At 60.5% G+C, this 15,156-nt stretch carries 17 protein-coding genes; 10 read left to right on the top strand and 7 right to left on the bottom strand.

Going from position 1 to position 15,156, the window contains the following annotated elements; translation table 11 throughout:
* Positions 1-18 precede the first annotated feature (18 nt).
* The 5 genes from ASC90_RS16725 to ASC90_RS16705 all read left to right on the top strand — a co-directional run bounded on the left by ASC90_RS16725 (position 19) and on the right by ASC90_RS16705 (position 5,349).
* The gene (locus ASC90_RS16725; protein ID WP_056542512.1) at positions 19-213 is read left to right on the top strand and encodes a lipoprotein; all 195 of its coding nucleotides are present in this window, start codon (positions 19-21) and stop codon (positions 211-213) included.
* 12 nt (positions 214-225) lie between these two features.
* Positions 226-1,494 (top strand): diaminopimelate decarboxylase, encoded by a 1,269-nt coding sequence (gene lysA, locus ASC90_RS16720; RefSeq protein ID WP_056542510.1) that lies wholly within the window; start codon positions 226-228, stop codon positions 1,492-1,494.
* 228 nt (positions 1,495-1,722) lie between these two features.
* Positions 1,723-4,326 (top strand): TIGR02302 family protein, encoded by a 2,604-nt coding sequence (locus ASC90_RS16715; protein ID WP_244480404.1) that lies wholly within the window; start codon positions 1,723-1,725, stop codon positions 4,324-4,326.
* Between the two features lie 105 nt (positions 4,327-4,431).
* Positions 4,432-4,752, top strand: coding sequence for a hypothetical protein (locus ASC90_RS16710; RefSeq protein WP_056542508.1), 321 nt, complete (start codon positions 4,432-4,434; stop codon positions 4,750-4,752).
* A 147-nt stretch (positions 4,753-4,899) separates the two neighbouring features.
* Entirely contained in the window at positions 4,900-5,349 is a 450-nt protein-coding gene (locus ASC90_RS16705) for a hypothetical protein (RefSeq protein WP_056542506.1), read from the top strand.
* Positions 5,350-5,380: 31 nt separating this feature from the next.
* Here ASC90_RS16705 and ASC90_RS16700 read toward each other — a convergent pair whose 3' ends face one another.
* The 3 genes from ASC90_RS16700 to ASC90_RS16690 form a co-directional block, all read right to left on the bottom strand.
* On the bottom strand, positions 5,381-5,740 hold the full coding sequence (locus tag ASC90_RS16700; RefSeq protein WP_056542692.1) for a response regulator: 360 nt from the start codon (positions 5,738-5,740) through the stop codon (positions 5,381-5,383).
* Between the two features lie 117 nt (positions 5,741-5,857).
* Positions 5,858-6,400: a hypoxanthine phosphoribosyltransferase gene (gene hpt / locus ASC90_RS16695; RefSeq protein ID WP_056542504.1), complete on the bottom strand. Its 543-nt coding sequence runs from the start codon at positions 6,398-6,400 to the stop codon at positions 5,858-5,860.
* A gap of 63 nt (positions 6,401-6,463) precedes the next feature.
* Entirely contained in the window at positions 6,464-7,108 is a 645-nt protein-coding gene (locus ASC90_RS16690; protein ID WP_056542690.1) for a hypothetical protein, read from the bottom strand.
* Between the two features lie 204 nt (positions 7,109-7,312).
* Here ASC90_RS16690 and ftsE point away from each other — a divergent pair, with 204 nt between their 5' ends.
* From ftsE to ASC90_RS16670, 4 genes are all read left to right on the top strand, one after another.
* Positions 7,313-7,972 (top strand): cell division ATP-binding protein FtsE, encoded by a 660-nt coding sequence (gene ftsE, locus ASC90_RS16685; RefSeq protein WP_056542502.1) that lies wholly within the window; start codon positions 7,313-7,315, stop codon positions 7,970-7,972.
* Positions 7,965-8,975 (top strand): ABC transporter permease, encoded by a 1,011-nt coding sequence (locus tag ASC90_RS16680; protein ID WP_056542500.1) that lies wholly within the window; start codon positions 7,965-7,967, stop codon positions 8,973-8,975. The genes ftsE and ASC90_RS16680 overlap by 8 nt, the downstream gene beginning before the upstream one ends.
* A gap of 85 nt (positions 8,976-9,060) precedes the next feature.
* Positions 9,061-9,762, top strand: coding sequence for a YdcF family protein (locus ASC90_RS16675; protein WP_244480399.1), 702 nt, complete (start codon positions 9,061-9,063; stop codon positions 9,760-9,762).
* 77 nt (positions 9,763-9,839) lie between these two features.
* Positions 9,840-10,637, top strand: a complete 798-nt coding sequence (locus tag ASC90_RS16670) for a 1-acyl-sn-glycerol-3-phosphate acyltransferase (protein ID WP_056542497.1) — start codon at positions 9,840-9,842, stop codon at positions 10,635-10,637.
* Positions 10,638-10,639: 2 nt separating this feature from the next.
* Here the strand turns inward: ASC90_RS16670 and ASC90_RS16665 are convergent, their stop codons facing one another.
* Positions 10,640-11,170, bottom strand: a complete 531-nt coding sequence (locus ASC90_RS16665; protein WP_056542495.1) for a gamma-glutamylcyclotransferase — start codon at positions 11,168-11,170, stop codon at positions 10,640-10,642.
* 51 nt (positions 11,171-11,221) lie between these two features.
* Here ASC90_RS16665 and ASC90_RS16660 point away from each other — a divergent pair, with 51 nt between their 5' ends.
* Complete coding sequence (locus ASC90_RS16660; RefSeq protein ID WP_056542493.1) at positions 11,222-12,223, top strand: DUF2125 domain-containing protein; 1,002 nt, start codon at positions 11,222-11,224, stop codon at positions 12,221-12,223.
* 3 nt (positions 12,224-12,226) lie between these two features.
* Here the strand turns inward: ASC90_RS16660 and ASC90_RS16655 are convergent, their stop codons facing one another.
* The 3 genes from ASC90_RS16655 to ASC90_RS16645 all read right to left on the bottom strand — a co-directional run bounded on the left by ASC90_RS16655 (position 12,227) and on the right by ASC90_RS16645 (position 15,128).
* Positions 12,227-13,156, bottom strand: coding sequence for a prephenate/arogenate dehydrogenase family protein (locus tag ASC90_RS16655; protein ID WP_056542491.1), 930 nt, complete (start codon positions 13,154-13,156; stop codon positions 12,227-12,229).
* Positions 13,153-14,262 carry a histidinol-phosphate transaminase gene (gene hisC / locus ASC90_RS16650; protein ID WP_056542489.1) on the bottom strand — a complete coding sequence of 370 codons (1,110 nt, stop codon included), beginning with the start codon at positions 14,260-14,262 and terminating at the stop codon, positions 13,153-13,155. Before hisC ends, ASC90_RS16655 begins: the two co-directional genes overlap by 4 nt.
* Before the next feature lie 89 nt (positions 14,263-14,351).
* Positions 14,352-15,128 carry a class I SAM-dependent methyltransferase gene (locus ASC90_RS16645; RefSeq protein ID WP_056542487.1) on the bottom strand — a complete coding sequence of 259 codons (777 nt, stop codon included), beginning with the start codon at positions 15,126-15,128 and terminating at the stop codon, positions 14,352-14,354.
* Between the last annotated feature and the right edge of the window lie 28 nt (positions 15,129-15,156).

Below are 15,156 nucleotides of genomic sequence, written 5' to 3'. Positions count from 1 at the left end.
CGCTCCAAGAGGAATCCCATGCAGACCAGCTTGCCGCAGATCATCCGCCTGACGGTTGTTTTCGCCGTGATCGGCCTCGCCGTCGCCGGATGCGGACGCAAGGGCGATCTCGATCCACCGAGCGTGCAGGCAACCAGGGGCGGCGACTCGTCCAAACCGACGCAGCAGCCCGGCAGCGTGGACAGGCCCTTCTTCCTCGATCCCCTTCTTTAACAGGCCACTCCAGTGAACCATTTCGAGTACCGCGACGGCATCCTCTACGTCGAGAACGTTCCCGTTCCGGACATTGCCAAGGGCGTCGGCACACCCTTCTATTGCTATTCGACGGCAACGCTCGAGCGCCACTACCGCGTCTTCGCCGAAGCCTTCGGCGACATCGATTCTATGGTCTGCTATGCCATGAAGGCGAACTCGAACCAGGCGGTTCTGAAGACGCTGGGCAATCTCGGCGCCGGCATCGACGTGGTCTCCGAAGGCGAACTGCGCCGCGCGCTTGCCGCCGGCATCCCGGCGAGCCGCATCATGTTCTCCGGTGTCGGAAAGACGCCGCGCGAAATGGACTTTGCGCTGGAGGCAGGCATCTACTGCTTCAACGTCGAATCCGAGCCGGAACTCGAAATCCTCAACCAGCGCGCCATCGCGGCGGGCAAGAAGGCTCCGGTCTCGTTCCGCATCAATCCGGACGTGGACGCCAGGACCCATGCAAAGATCTCGACCGGCAAGAAAGAAAACAAGTTTGGCATTTCCGCCGAACGCGCCCGCGCCGTCTATGCCCGCGCGGCTGGCCTTCCCGGCATCGAAGTGACCGGCATCGACATGCACATCGGTAGCCAGATCACCGATTTGCAGCCATTCGACGACGCCTTCCGGATGCTGCGCGACCTTGTCGACACGCTGCGCGCCGACGGCCACGATATCCACCACGTCGATGTCGGCGGGGGTCTCGGCATTCCATACCGGGCTGACAACAACCCGCCACCATCCCCCGAAGCCTATGCGGTGATCGTCAAGAACAATCTGCGCGGCCTGGACTGCAGGATCGTCATGGAGCCCGGTCGCCTGATCGTCGGCAACGCCGGCATCCTGGTGACGGAAGTTCTCTATGTGAAGGACGGCGGCGAGAAGACGTTCGTCATTGTTGACGCCGCCATGAATGACCTCATTCGCCCGACGCTCTACGAGGCCTATCACGAGATCCGCCCCGTGGTGATCTCCGCTGCCAACGCCCCGCGTATCAAGGCCGATATCGTCGGCCCGGTCTGCGAGACCGGCGACTACCTTGCGCTCGACCGCGAAATGGCAATGCCGAAGCCGGGCGACCTGTTCGCGGTCAGCTCTGCGGGCGCCTATGGTGCTGTGCAGGCGGGCACCTACAACAGCCGTCTGCTGGTCCCGGAAGTGCTGGTCAAGGGCAGTGAATTCCACGTGATTCGGCCGCGCGGCACCTATGAGGAACTGATCGCCCTCGACTCCGTACCGGCTTGGCTGGCCTGAGGGGCCTCGCTGCCTGGGCCATCACTTTTTGGCGACCCGGCGTGAAAAACCGGCATTGCCCGGCGCTTGCCCTCGCCTTCGCCACAAAGAATGTTATCCTTTGCGAAGAGCGAATTGCCCAGCAATCGCCGGAAGCGCCCTCTGCCCCATGAACGCCAGATCGCGGAGACCGGATTGAAGAAGAGCTCCAGCACGGAGAAAAAAGGTGCATTTGCCCTGAGGCCGTCCTTGGCGCGACTGGTTGCGGCGAAGCGTTTTCTGGCGCGGATCGTGCTGCTGTCGGAACAGGCCCTTCCTCTGTTGCTGCCGGTTCTTTCGCTGGTCGCACTCTATCTCTCGATTTCCTGGTTCGGCATCTTCCGCCACACGCCCGATTGGGCGCGTATTGCCCTGCTCGCTGCCTTCGGCGCCGGTATTGTTGCCGCGCTGCTGCCGTTCCGCAAAGTGCGCTGGCCGGATGTCGCCGCCGCCGATCGGCTGCTCGAACAGCGCAACGGCCTGCCGCACCAACCGGTCGCCGTGCAGGAGGACGAACCCGCCTTCGATACGCCGTTCGCACGCGCCCTCTGGAGGGAACACCAGACGCGGATGGCGGAAAAGATCGCCGCGCTCGACGCCGGGTTCCCGCGTCCCGAAATCGCCAACCATGACCGCCTGGCATTGCGCACCATTCCAGCTCTGCTGGTGGCGACCGCTTTTGCCTATTCGCTGTCGACGAACGGCGGATCGATTGCCGATGCGCTGCAACCGCGACCCGAGCCACAGGCAAGTGACCCGACGGTTCGCATCGATGCCTGGGTCACTCCGCCTGCCTATACCGGGCGCGCCCCAGTTTACCTGACCGCGACCGGCACCGAACAGACCGCCATCAGGATTCCGCAGCTTTCGAATCTCACGGTACGGGTCAGCGGCGGCAAGGCCGCAGAAAAAGTACTCTTCAAGCGTGAGGACGGGCAGGCACAGGAGATTGCTGCCCAGGACGACCCCAAACAGACTGACGCTCAAGCGGGACAGCCTGATGGTGCGGCAGTTGCAAACCCTGCCTTGGTGGCGAGCACGCACCTGATGAAACTCGAGGAGAATGGCACGCTTGAGGTCAACGGGCGCACGTGGACTTTCAACGTCATTCCGGACAAGGCGCCGGAGATAGCATTCAACGGCATTCCCAAACCGACCGTCAACGGCGCTCTCGAAATCGGCTTTACCATCAAGGACGACTACGGCGTCCAGGAGGCGCATGCCGAGATCGTCCCTGTCGAATCCGATCCGACGGCGACCCCGCTCTATCCGTTGCCGGACTATCGTCTCGATATTCCCCGTCGCAATGCACGCGATGCGAAAGGGCTGACCAGCAAGAACCTCACCGAGCATCCGCTCGCCGGCAAGCGCGTGCGCATCACCTTGGTCGCCAAGGATGCCGCTGGCCAGACCGGCCGCAGTCCGCCGCACGAAATGACGCTGCCCAGCCGGCCGTTCAACGAGCCCCTTGCCGCGGCCGTTGCCGAGGAGCGTCAGGTCTTCGCTCTCGATACCGGCAAAATGCCGGAGGCCGTCGCGCTGAACGAAGCGCTGACGATCCGCCCGGAAGAGACGATCCCCAACCTGACCAATTACCTGCTGCTGGAATCGGCCCTGGCGCGAATGAAGCTGGCAAAGGGCGACGAAGCGCTGAAGGATACCGCGGACTATCTCTGGGATATCGCCGTCGGCATGGAAGACGGTGACCTGTCGCAGGCCGAGCGCAACCTGCGCAATGCCCAGCAGAATCTTGCCGACGCCCTTCAACGCAATGCGCCGGATGCCGAGGTCAAGAAACTCATGGACGAACTGCGCAAGGCGATGCAGGACTATATGAAGGAACTCGCGCAACGCATGCAGAATGCGCCGATGCAGCCGAACCAGAACGCCCAGAACATGATCCGGCAACAGGATCTGGAGCGGATGATGGACCAGATCGAGAATCTGGCGCGCTCGGGCAATCGAGACGCGGCACAGCAAATGCTGTCAGAGTTGCAGCGCATGATGAACAACCTGCAGGCGGGCCGTCCCCAGCAGGGCCAACAGGGTCAGGACAACAGCCAGATGCGCCAGCAGATGGACAAGCTTGGCCAGATTCTGCGCGACCAGCAGAAGCTTATGGAAGAAACCTTCAAACTGGATCAGCAATTGCGGGACCGCATGCAACGCGGCGACCCCAACATGGGCATGAACGACCCGCTGCTGGACGATATGCCAATGGACAATGACGGCATGCCCCAGGACCAGCAGCAGGGTCAGCAAGGGCAGCAGGATCAACAGGGACAGTCGCCCTCCGATCAGATGACGGCTGAACAGTTGCGTGAGGCCTTGAAACAACTGCGCTTCAGGCAGGACGAGCTCGGCAAGCAGCTGGGTGAATTGCAAAAGGGCCTCGGCGACATGGGAATGAAGCCCGGCCAGGGATTTGGTCAAGCGCAACGTGAGATGGAAGGCGCCGGCCGAGAGCTCGGCCAGGGTCGCGGTGAACCGGCCGTTCAGGGCCAAGGCCGTGCGCTGGAAGCGCTCCGCCAGGGCGCTCGCGATATGATGAGCCAGATGATGCAGGCAATGCAGGGACAACAGGGACAAGGGCCGCAAGGGCAGGTCGGACAGGGCAACCAGAATGGCCGTGACCCGCTCGGCCGGCCCCGCCGGGCAGACGGACCGGATTTTGGGGATCAGGTGAAGGTACCGGACGAAATCGATGTGCAGCGCGCCAGAGAAATTCTGGACGCCATCCGTGAGAAGCTTGGCAACAACCCTTCGCAGGAGATCGAGCGACGGTATTTAGAACGGTTGCTGGACATTCAGTAAGCAATCCGTCCCAATATGGGTCACGATAGCGTGAGAACGGCTTTCCCGAACGCCAGTTCGTTCTATTTTGCCTTTGGCGCAACACGTTGAGTCAAGGGTATTCCGATGAAAGCCGAATGGAAGCCGATCTTAGCGATCGCTATTGGCATCGGCATGAGCGTGAACACTGCGAATGCGATAGATCTTGGCGGTTTTGCCACGATCGATAGCGGGGGCAAGTCGATGGCTGCCGAGAACTACAGCCCGAATTATCGCCGCCAAAGCCACCTGTACAGCACCGAAACAACCGGCAGTATTTCACCCCACCGCGGTTCATCAAGGACTCGGCCGGCCGGCTGCCCGCTTCGGCCGGTGCCTGGCTCGCTGCAACCCCTTGGCGGAAATAGCGGTGCCAGCCAGGACATGGCGTGCCCGCACTACAAATAGCGTCCTGGTCGGTTGTCACCCGAATATCCGACGCGTCGTACCTGGTGCGCGACCACCAAGGTCGATCGAATTTCCTTGCCCAGGACTATTCCTGCTTGGCAAAAGCTTCGTAGTGTCAAACTACAGGCGAATAACGACAGCGATTCGATGGCAATTCTCTTCAAGACGGTAATCGGCGAAAACACGGCGTTCCAGATGATCGAGGATGCGCTCGTCGGAACCAGCGATTATGACGGCTACCTAAACATCGTGGCGGACGAAGGCGAGCGGACGCTTTCCTGGGCGCCCGGCATGCATGCTGAGCAATTCCAGACGGAAATTACCGAAGTCCTCCGTTCAACCTGGGATATCTGTCGCTTCTGGGTCGTCTACGAGCGGCGGGACGACCGGCAGGATGCGGAGGCGAACGCCATCCGCAATGCTGCATTCAAGCTCACACGCGGCTATGCTGGTGTCATCGTGGTAACGCTCAGCCTACTCCACAAGCGCGACAGCCTCGCCGATATCGAACTGATTTTCGTTTGCTTCCAGCAGGATTTCCAGCGCCGGAATTTCCGCGTGCGCTACGAGGGAAAATTCATCCCGGACCAGCCGTGAACGTCCTGATTGGATTGCCGCCGCAGCCGTGTCAGGCAGCCAATGCGCGAGCAACGGCCTTGCGGATATCCGGCAAGGCAAATGGCTTCGAAACGACATCGATGATCTTCTCCGCCAGATCGTCGGCGCGCTCCCGCTGCTCGGCATAGCCGGTCATCAACAGGATCTTCAGCGCCGGAAAGGCGGTTTTTGCCTGATGGGCCAGTTCGATGCCGTCCATGACAGGCATGCGGATATCAGAGAGCAGCAGATCGTAGGCGCCGTCTCTCAGCTTCTCCAGCCCCTCCGCACCATCGGCGGCTTCCTCGGTCTCATGACCGTCAAGGCGCAACGCGCGGGCTACGAAAGAGCGCAGCGAATCTTCGTCTTCCGTAATCAGAATTTTTGCCATGGTGTGCATCGCTCCGTTTCATGCCCCCGCACGGAAATCACACGACTTTCCTTTGCGTTCGGTAAACATCGGCAAGCGATGGACGGGATGGTTAACAACCCGTCTTGTCCCGCACACTCAGGCGTCGCCGGTAACGACGCCTACAAACGGAAGTTCGCGGAAAGCGTAGGCCACATCCATCCCGTAACCGACGACGAAATAGTCCGGGCATTCGAAACCGACATAATCGGCTTCCAGCTTTTCCTTGCGCTTGACGCTCTTGTCGAGCAGCACCGCGATAGTGACGTGGCGGGCGCCGCGTTCGTAGAGCAGTTCCTTGGCAAACAGCAGCGTACGGCCGGATTCGAGAATATCGTCGATCAGCAGAACGTCGCGGTCCTTCACGTCACTGTCGATGTCCTTGACGATGCGCACGCCTTGCGAAACGGTCCCCGTTCCATAGCTCGACAGCGTGATGAACTCGACCTCGGGCGCAAGGCCGCTGTCATGCAGCGCGCGGATAAGGTCGGCCGCGAAAATGAAGGAGCCCTTCAGGATCGCGATAACCAGGAGATCCTTCGTGGGGCCCTGCGCGATCTGCTTTGCGATGGCGTGATTGCGCTCGGCAATCTGCTCGGCGGTGAAAAGTGGCTCGATGTTTTTTCCGCGCACGACGGGCATTGGAAGGCTGCTCCATGAAAAGAAGCACAAGCCGTTACCACAAAGCGAACGCGGAAGCACCCCTCACGGCATGAAGGAGAGCCGGACTTCCGGGATTTTTCCACCGGCATACTGGACCCTGGTCGAGAAACCGCGGCTTTGCCCGCTATAGATGACATCGACCGGCGGGTTGATGATGACACTTGCGGTCAGCTGCTCGCGTACGAAAAGGTCGGCGCGTATGGGACGTATCACCTGCGTCGTCCGGCTGTCGTTGTCGACGATGCCGTTGATCAGGAGCACCCGCATGCCGTTGGCATCCCGCGGCGTCAAAGTGACATGTGTGAAATGCAGCGGCGAACCGGACGCAGCCGTCTCGGCTGGCGAGAGGCTCGAGAAGCCACCGGAAACACTGAAAGCAAGCAGCGAAACCGCAAACACGAACAATAAGAAGATCCTCGGCGACGCCTGCTGCAGCCAGCCTTCTCCGGCGCGCGCAAGCGATGCCACAATGCCGGTCGATGCCGGCGGGTCTATAACAGAGCGCCTGCGGTTGTCCTTGAAACTTCGGGCATCGAAGGATTGCGTGCGACCGGCACCAATTACGAAAAACTCGGCATCTGCAATGTCGACAGCGCGCGCGTGGCGCGTCGTGCGCGCCGCGGGCTCTGGTGGCAACAAATCGTAGGTGCGACCGGGCGCCTGGCGTCTGAACGAGGAAGAGTTCATGAGGACGGCCTTTCCGATGTCCACACGTTTCAATCCAGGTAGTGAATCCGGCATTGAAACGAATCCTGCCTAGTCGTAAATCTTAATGGTTAATGCTTCGCGAAGATCGCCATCAAACCGGCGTCTCTCCAGCGCAATTTACCGCTTGTTAACCGAGTTGGTTAACAAGTCGTGCGGTGAAACAACAAAAGACTGAGCTGCCCGTTGATCCACTTCGAGAACGTCGGTTTGCGCTATGGAATGGGGCCGGAAATTCTTCGGGACTTGACCTTCGACATTCCGAAGAAATCCTTCCAGTTCCTCACCGGGCCATCGGGCGCGGGCAAGACGACGCTGCTGCGGCTGCTGTTTTTGTCGCTGCAGCCGACACGTGGCCTGATCAGAATGTTCGGGCGCGATATCTCCGATATTCCGCGAACCGAACTGCCGTTGCTGCGGCGCCGCGTTGGCATCATCTTCCAGGAATTCCGCCTGCTCGACCATCTAACAACCTACGAGAATGTTGCGTTGCCGCTGCGCGTTCGCGGCAAGGACGAGAGTTCCTACAAGACGGATGTTCTGGAACTTCTGAAATGGGTCGGTCTCGGCGAGCGCATCAATGTCTTGCCGCCAGTTCTTTCGGGTGGCGAGAAGCAGCGCGCGGCCATTGCCCGCGCCCTCATCGACCGGCCCGAGATACTTCTCGCCGATGAGCCGACCGCGAACGTCGATCCGCCGATGGCGCGTCGTCTCCTCAATCTCTTTCTCGAACTCAACCGGCTGGGCACCGCGGTGGTGATTGCCACTCACGACCTGACCCTGATGGACCAGGTCGAAGCCCGCCGCATGATTCTCTCGGAAGGGCACCTCGATATCCATGACTGAGCCCGCCCCCCGCTCGCCTGTGAAAGCGTCGCCGAAAAGCCAGAAACGGCCGGAGTTGAGGGTGCGCCCGACAGCGCCGATCCTGCCGTCGGCCAACATTCAGGGTAATGCGCTGATGGTGGTGATCGCCATCATGGCCTTCCTTGCCTGCCTGACGCTCGGCGGCGTCAGCATGGTGCGCTCGACCGCTGCAAGCTGGGAAAGCCAGATCTCCCGCGAGGTCACCATCCAGATCAAGCCGGATGACGGGCTCGATATGGAAAAAGCACTGGTACAGGCGCGCGAAATCGCCCTTACCTTTGTCGGCACCAAGAGCGGCCAGATCGTCGACGAGGCGGCAACCGCACGCCTGCTCGAACCCTGGCTCGGCACCGGTCTCGACATCAAGGAGCTACCTGTTCCGCGACTCGTCATCGTGACCATCGACGAGACCAACCCTCCCGACTTCGATTCGATGCGCTCGCTCCTGAAGGAAAGTATTCCGCAGGCCTCACTCGACGATCACCGCACCTGGGTCGACAGGCTTGTGTCCATGGCCCATACAACCGTGATGATCGGTACCGGCGTGTTGCTGCTGGTTTTCTCGGCGATGGTTCTGACCGTCGTCTTCGCCACCCGCGGCGCGCTTTCCGGAAACAGGCACATCGTGGAAGTGCTCCATTTTGTCGGCGCCGAAAGTTCTTTCGTCGCCACGGAATTCCAGAAGCATTTCCTGAAGATCAGCCTGAAGGGATCTGCGGTTGGAAGCGGGCTTGCCGCACTATTTTTCATGAGCGCCGGTTTCCTCCAGAGCCACACGCTGGCAACGCCGCAGACAGATCAGGCAACCGCCCTGTTCGGCACGTTCTCTGTCGGCGCGCTCGGCTATGCCGGCATCTTTGCAACCATGATCGTCATCGCATTGCTCACCACCTTCACGGCGCGGCTGACTGTTATGCGGACGATTTATGAGATTGACACGTTGCGCTCCGATCCGACGCGTGCCGATGGATTGGCGAATTGACGCTTGCGTTTGCCTTTTTCGCCACGAAAGCGTCTGTTACATGCCGCAATCTCGATATATTTTCTGATTCATGAGCATGAGCCACATGTCGCGCCACACGATTCGCCCGAAAACGGAGCTAATCCGCTCCGCAGGCGAACCTGCGCGTCGTGGCCCGGTGCGGCGCATGCTGCGCTGGGGTGGTTTTGCGTTCATATTGGTTGTCGCTACCATTTTCGGCGGCTTCCTGCGCTTTGCCGATTCCGTCACCACATTGAAGCCGCCGCTGGCGCCCCACGCGGATGCGATCGTGGTCTTGACGGGCGGATATCAGCGCATCGACCAGGCGGTCGAACTGCTGCAGAAAGGCGCCGGCAAACGTCTGCTCATTTCCGGCGTCCACCCGACAACCACCCCCAAGCAGATCCGCAGAATGACCCAGGCCTCGTCTGAGCTTTTCTCCTGTTGCGTCGACATCGGCTATGACGCCCTTGATACTATCGGCAATGCCGAGGAAGCGTCGAACTGGATTCATGCACGGGGATATAAAAGCGTTCTCGTCGTGACCAACAACTACCACATGCCGCGCAGCCTGGCCGAACTCGCCTATGTCGATGCTGACACCCAGTTCATAGCCTATCCGGTGGTCAACTCGGATCTGAAAAGCAGCAACTGGTTCACCGATCCGAACGCCGTGCGGGTGATGCTCGCCGAGTATGCCAAGGTCCTTCTTGCCGGCGCCCGCAACATCACCGGCCTCGGACGCCACGCCGGCCTTCGATCGGAAAGCGTCGCCGGACAATGGTGAGCGAAAGCTTTTTCTGAAGAACAATATCGTGTAGGACGACGCAGCCGCCTCTTGCGGACACTGCCTTGGGAAAGTTCATGATTGCCCTGCGTTCCGTCCTCTTCAACACGATCTTCTATGCCAATCTCATCCTCCGGATGATTGTGCTTTCTCCTTACTATTTCCTCGCGCCACGCAAGGTTGCCTACCAGATTCCGAAAAACTGGGCGCTGTCGAACCATTGGCTCATGGAAAAGATCGTCGGCACCACCTTCGAAATCGAAGGCATGGAGAACCTGCCGGACGGCGGCTACATCCTTGCGCCGAAGCACCAGTCCTTTTGGGATACATACGCATTGCTGCCTTGGCTCAAGGATCCGGTCTATATCCTGAAGCGCGAACTGATGTGGATTCCGCTCTTCGGCTGGTATGCCAAGAAGCAACGGATGATCCCGATCAATCGCGGTGCCCGCGGCAAGGTCATGGTCGAGGCACTGAAGCGGACCAGGGAAGAACTCGCGACCGGCCGCCAGTTGATCATCTACCCGGAAGGCACCCGTCGCGCGCCCGGCGCAGAACCGCTATACAAATACGGCATCGCCCGCATGTACCGCGACCTCGGATTGCCGGTCGTCCCGGTCGCCATGCATCCCGGCCTGTTCTGGCCACGCCGCAGCACCATGCGCTACCCCGGCCATTTCAAGGTGAAGATCTTGCCGGCGATCCAGCCTGGCATGGACCCGGACGCGTTCTTCGCTCACCTGATCGACGTTACCGAGCGCGCAAGCGACGAACTGCTGATCGAGGCGGCCGAGCGGAACCCCAGCCTGCCGCTACCGCCGACAGCAGCCCAAAGGCTCGCAAAACTCCGGAAGACGGACGTGGCGACCGCCTGAATTCAGGCCGCCCGCAGCCGTGTCACTTCGCCCACCACCTGCTCGAGCCAGTGGTCGCGAATACCCATTTCCTGCAGATGCGCCAGCGTGTTGAAAACATAGGCGTCGTTGGGGCCGGATTGACCGTGCGCCTGGTGGACGACCCGCGCAGCAGCGACCGCGTCGAGCGCGCCGGCGTATTGCGTGTGGTTCCTATCGACAACATAGGCGACCGCCTTGCTGCTTCTGCCGTCCGCCAGTTGGAGTGGCAGGCAGCGTTCAAGATAGACGTTCGTCACCAGCTCACGTTCACGCAGATATTCGACCACGTCGTCTCGTCGTTCCGGCTCAATCCGGAAGGCCATGCCGCGGCAGGAACCACCCCTATCGAGGCCAAGTACAAGCCCCGGATTTTGCTGGGTGCCCCGGTGAACCCAGGAGCGCACGCAGAGCGATCGCCGATAGCCATGGACAAGAGCCTGAGAACGCTCCACAAATTCGAAGCCCGGATTCCACATGAGGGATCCGTAGCCAAATACCCAAAATTCGTCCATATCGCACGCCAGACCCACATTACCATTCGCGAGTCACCATTGGAGAACATCATGGCAGCGTCAAGCCAATCCCGAGGCGGCAGAAAATTCTGGATGCTCGGCGGTGGCATCGTCCTCGTGATCGCGCTCTACACCGGCGCCTGGTTCTATGCTGCTTCCGAGCTGAAGAATACCGTCCTGCGGGCGATCACGCCGGGCAACACCGCGGGCGTCAGCGGCGAGTGCGCTGACATCGACTTCCGCGGCTATCCCTTCCGCATCGGCCTGTTCTGCTCGAAGGTCGACCTCGATGATACCGTCAACGGCGTTTCGGCGAGCTTCGGTGCGTTGCGCTCCGCGGCCCAGGTCTATGCGCCCGGGCACATCGTTTGGGAGCTCGATTCTCCCGCGGAAATTCGGACTGCCCACGGTCTTTCGGTGAATGCCGAATGGGCAAGGCTGCAATCAAGCCTGGTCACGAAACTGAAGGGCATTGACCACTCCTCGACGGTAATCGACGGACTGAAGGCAACCGCCATCTCCTCGCAGACAGGCCAGACGATCAATTTTGACGCTGCCCATACCGAAATCCATCTTCGCCAGAATGGCGTCGATCTGGATGCCGCCGTCTCGGTGACGGACTCCAACACCGTTATCAAGGACTGGCCGCAGTTGTTCCCGAAGCTCTCGGCAAGCGCGGACGTGACACTCGCCGGCAAGGCAGGCATGATCGACGGCAGCGACAAGCGGGGCCTCTACGGCGCTGGCGGGGAGTTGCGCAAGGTCGTGGCAGACATCGGCGACGGCAGGGTGATGACGCTGACCGGGCCGTTCTCCTTCGACGAGGAAGGTTATCTCTCGGGCAAGTTCAAGCTCGAGATCGACCGCCTCGGACCCTGGCGCGACAGCATCAAGCAGACCTTCCCCGACGTCGCCAAGACCGTCGATACTGCCGCCAAGCTGTTGAAGGCACTGGCTGGCGGCGGCGACAAAGTCTCTGTCGATCTGGTTGTTGCGCGCGGCAACGTCACCGTCGGCGGCTTCATTCCGCTCGGTTCCATCCCGCCGATTTGAGGGTCAGGGCTTCTTTTCCAGGGGATGAGGACGGCCGAAGTCGGGCGCGTCGACATCCTGGCCGGCCTGGATGATGGAACGGCGGATGGTGCGGGTGCGGTTGAAGAGTTCGAAGATCTTGTCGCCCTCGCCCCAGCGAATCGCCCGTTGCAGATAGGCCAGATCCTCCGAAAATCGGGCGAGCATCTCGAGGATTGCATCCCTGTTGTGCAGGCAGACGTCGCGCCACATCGTCGGATCGGATGCGGCAAGGCGGGTAAAGTCTCGAAACCCGGAAGCAGAATATTTGATGACTTCCGATTCCGTCACAGTCTCCAGGTCGTCTGCCGTGCCGACGATATTGTATGCGATGATATGCGGCAGGTGCGAGACGATGGCGAGCACCTTGTCATGGTGCTCCGGGTCCATCTCGTCGACTTTCGAGCCGAGCGTTTCCCAGAAATGACGCAGCGCCTTCAGCGCGGTTTCATCGGTTCCGGGCACCGGCGTGAAAATGCACCAGCGCCCCTCGAACAAGCCGGGGAAACCCGCATCCGGCCCGGACTTTTCCGTGCCGGCAAGTGGATGGCCGGGTATGAAATGCACGTACGGCGGCATATGCGGCTGCATCTGCGCGATGACCGACGCCTTGGTCGAACCGACATCGGTGACGATCGCTCCCGCCTTCAGGCTACCGGCAATTTCCTTGGCGACACTCTCCGAGGCGCCAACTGGAACAGACACGATCACAAGGTCCGCCTCGACGACAGCCTCGGCCGCTGAAGTCGTGTAGCGATCACCGAGCTGAAGCTCCTCTGCACGCTTCAACGTCTCCGCACTGCGCGTTGTTACGACGACTTCCCTGGCGAGCCCTAGCCGCTTGATGTCGTGGGCGAGAGAAGAGCCGATCAGCCCGATCCCGATCAGCGCAATACGATCGAACTGAACCGTCATGCCTTGCGCCCCATGAACTCGCCGAGCGCTTCGATGACGGCGCGATTCGCCTCTTCGGGGCCGACGCTCATGCGCAACGAGTTTGGAAAGCCGTAAGCCTTGACCGCACGAAGGATGTAACCCCGGCTCGTCAGGAACTCGTCGGCTTCAGCAGCGCGCTTGCCCTCGACATCGGGGAAATGAATGAGGACGAAATTTGCAACCGAAGGCGTCACCTTCAGCCCAAACGTCTCGAGCGCCCCCGTGATTTTCTCGATCCACATCTGATTGAAGGAGACGGCTCCCTGTACGAAAGCCTGATCGCGAACAGCGGCCGCACCCGCAGAGATCGCCGCCGTATTCATGTTGAACGGACTGCGAACGCGATTCACCGCATCGATGATATCCACCGGAGCGAACATCCAGCCGATGCGAAGCGCGGCAAGGCCGTAAACCTTCGAAAAGGTGCGGGTCATCACGACGTTAGCGTTGGACGAAACCAGCTCGATACCAGCCTCGTAATCATTGCGACGAACATATTCCGCGTAGGCAGCGTCGAGCACCAATACCGCGCTCTTCGGCAGAGCCGCATGCAACCGGCGAATCTCGCTGACAGGAACATACGTCCCTGTCGGGTTGCCCGGATTGGCGATGAAGACCATCTTGGTCTTCGGCGTTATGGCAGCAATGATCGCATCCACATCGACCGTCGCGTCCTTTTCCTTGACGGTGACAGGCGTTGCTCCGGCACCCATGATCTGGATCTTGTAAACGAGGAAGCCGTGCTCGGTGATGATGGCCTCATCGCCCTTGCCGAGATAAACGTGGCAAAGCAAACCAAGCAACTCATCCGAACCGTTGCCGCACATGATGTTAGCCGGATTAAGGCCGTGCACGGCACCGATCGCCGTGCGAAGCACGAGGGCCTGCCCGTCCGGATACCGCTCCAGATGGCCGGCGGCGTCGCGGAAGGCCTCGATCGCCTTCGGGCTCGCGCCAAACGGTGTTTCGTTCGACGAGAGCTTGTAGACGCGAGCAACACCCGGCGCATGTTCCTTGCCCGGAACATAGGCTGCGATATCCAGGATACCGGGACGCGGAACGGGCTTGCTAGTCTCTACGCTCATGGGATCGACCTTGGAAAATGCCGGAAATCCGGCTTAAAATTGCCATGAGGCAATAGAACGGAAAGTCGATCTTGTCGAGTGCCGCACGCCTATCGGCTGCGCGTCGTCGGAACGCCATGCGGCGTGATCACCGGCACGAAGACGCGGCGCGAGGCGCGGGCCGCGACGGGAAGGCCCTGATAAAGCCTCTTCTGGGCCTCGACGATGATGACGCCGGAGAAGGCCGGCCAAAGCGTCCGCCCGACGCGCTCGAATGCGCCTCTGAGCCGCATCATTGTCCTCAGTTTCGACGGCGGAAACAACAGTGCCTCAGCGGTCGCGCCCGGCGTGAAGTTGGTTTCCCGCAGCAGATGCGTCAGCTGACCGCGCGAATACGGCCTGCCGGAACCAAACGGCGTGTGCTCCATCCGTGCCCAGACGCCGCGACGGTTCGGCACGACGATGACCAGCCGCCCACCGGGCGCCAGCACGCGCCACAATTCTTTCAACGTTTCGCGCGGGCTCTCCGCAAATTCGAGCGAATGAACCATCAGCACACGGTCGATGGAGGAATCGGGCAGTGGCAATTCTTCATCGAAAACCAGCGCTGTGGAAGACAGTGCCCCGACCGGCCAGTTAACCGCACCCTGCCCCGCCGGCATGAAGGCGAACGTCCGCTCCGTGTCAGTCTGGAATCGATCGAGAAATGGAACGACGTAGCCAAGGCCGACGAGGCGCTCCTGTGGCAATCTCACCCATAGCGACGAAAGCGCCATGGCGATCGAATGCTCGGCAATACGTCCGAGGTCGGAATGATAGAACTGGCGTAGGTCGACAATATCAGCGTGCATCGCAATAAATGTTATCAGTGAGCGGTTGGACTTCAAGGGCGGAGCCTCTACATTCCCGGTATAC

This window comes from Rhizobium sp. Root1220 (assembly GCF_001426265.1).
In the GTDB taxonomy this organism is placed as follows: Bacteria; Pseudomonadota; Alphaproteobacteria; order Rhizobiales; family Rhizobiaceae; genus Rhizobium.
The sequence above is the reverse complement of the archived record's forward strand: the minus strand, read 5'-3'. Positions and strand labels throughout refer to the sequence as shown.

Coding starts and splice junctions, on each gene's coding strand:
- ASC90_RS16725 (WP_056542512.1), top strand. CDS start 19: ATGCAGACCAGCTTGCCGCAGATCATCCGCCTGACGGTTGTTTTCGCC.
- ASC90_RS16710 (WP_056542508.1), top strand. CDS start 4,432: ATGAAAGCCGAATGGAAGCCGATCTTAGCGATCGCTATTGGCATCGGC.
- ASC90_RS16705 (WP_056542506.1), top strand. CDS start 4,900: ATGGCAATTCTCTTCAAGACGGTAATCGGCGAAAACACGGCGTTCCAG.
- ASC90_RS16700 (WP_056542692.1), bottom strand. CDS start 5,740: ATGGCAAAAATTCTGATTACGGAAGACGAAGATTCGCTGCGCTCTTTC.
- hpt (WP_056542504.1), bottom strand. CDS start 6,400: ATGCCCGTCGTGCGCGGAAAAAACATCGAGCCACTTTTCACCGCCGAG.
- ASC90_RS16690 (WP_056542690.1), bottom strand. CDS start 7,108: ATGAACTCTTCCTCGTTCAGACGCCAGGCGCCCGGTCGCACCTACGAT.
- ASC90_RS16680 (WP_056542500.1), top strand. CDS start 7,965: ATGACTGAGCCCGCCCCCCGCTCGCCTGTGAAAGCGTCGCCGAAAAGC.
- ASC90_RS16675 (WP_244480399.1), top strand. CDS start 9,061: ATGTCGCGCCACACGATTCGCCCGAAAACGGAGCTAATCCGCTCCGCA.
- ASC90_RS16670 (WP_056542497.1), top strand. CDS start 9,840: ATGATTGCCCTGCGTTCCGTCCTCTTCAACACGATCTTCTATGCCAAT.
- ASC90_RS16665 (WP_056542495.1), bottom strand. CDS start 11,170: ATGGACGAATTTTGGGTATTTGGCTACGGATCCCTCATGTGGAATCCG.
- ASC90_RS16660 (WP_056542493.1), top strand. CDS start 11,222: ATGGCAGCGTCAAGCCAATCCCGAGGCGGCAGAAAATTCTGGATGCTC.
- ASC90_RS16655 (WP_056542491.1), bottom strand. CDS start 13,156: ATGACGGTTCAGTTCGATCGTATTGCGCTGATCGGGATCGGGCTGATC.
- hisC (WP_056542489.1), bottom strand. CDS start 14,262: ATGAGCGTAGAGACTAGCAAGCCCGTTCCGCGTCCCGGTATCCTGGAT.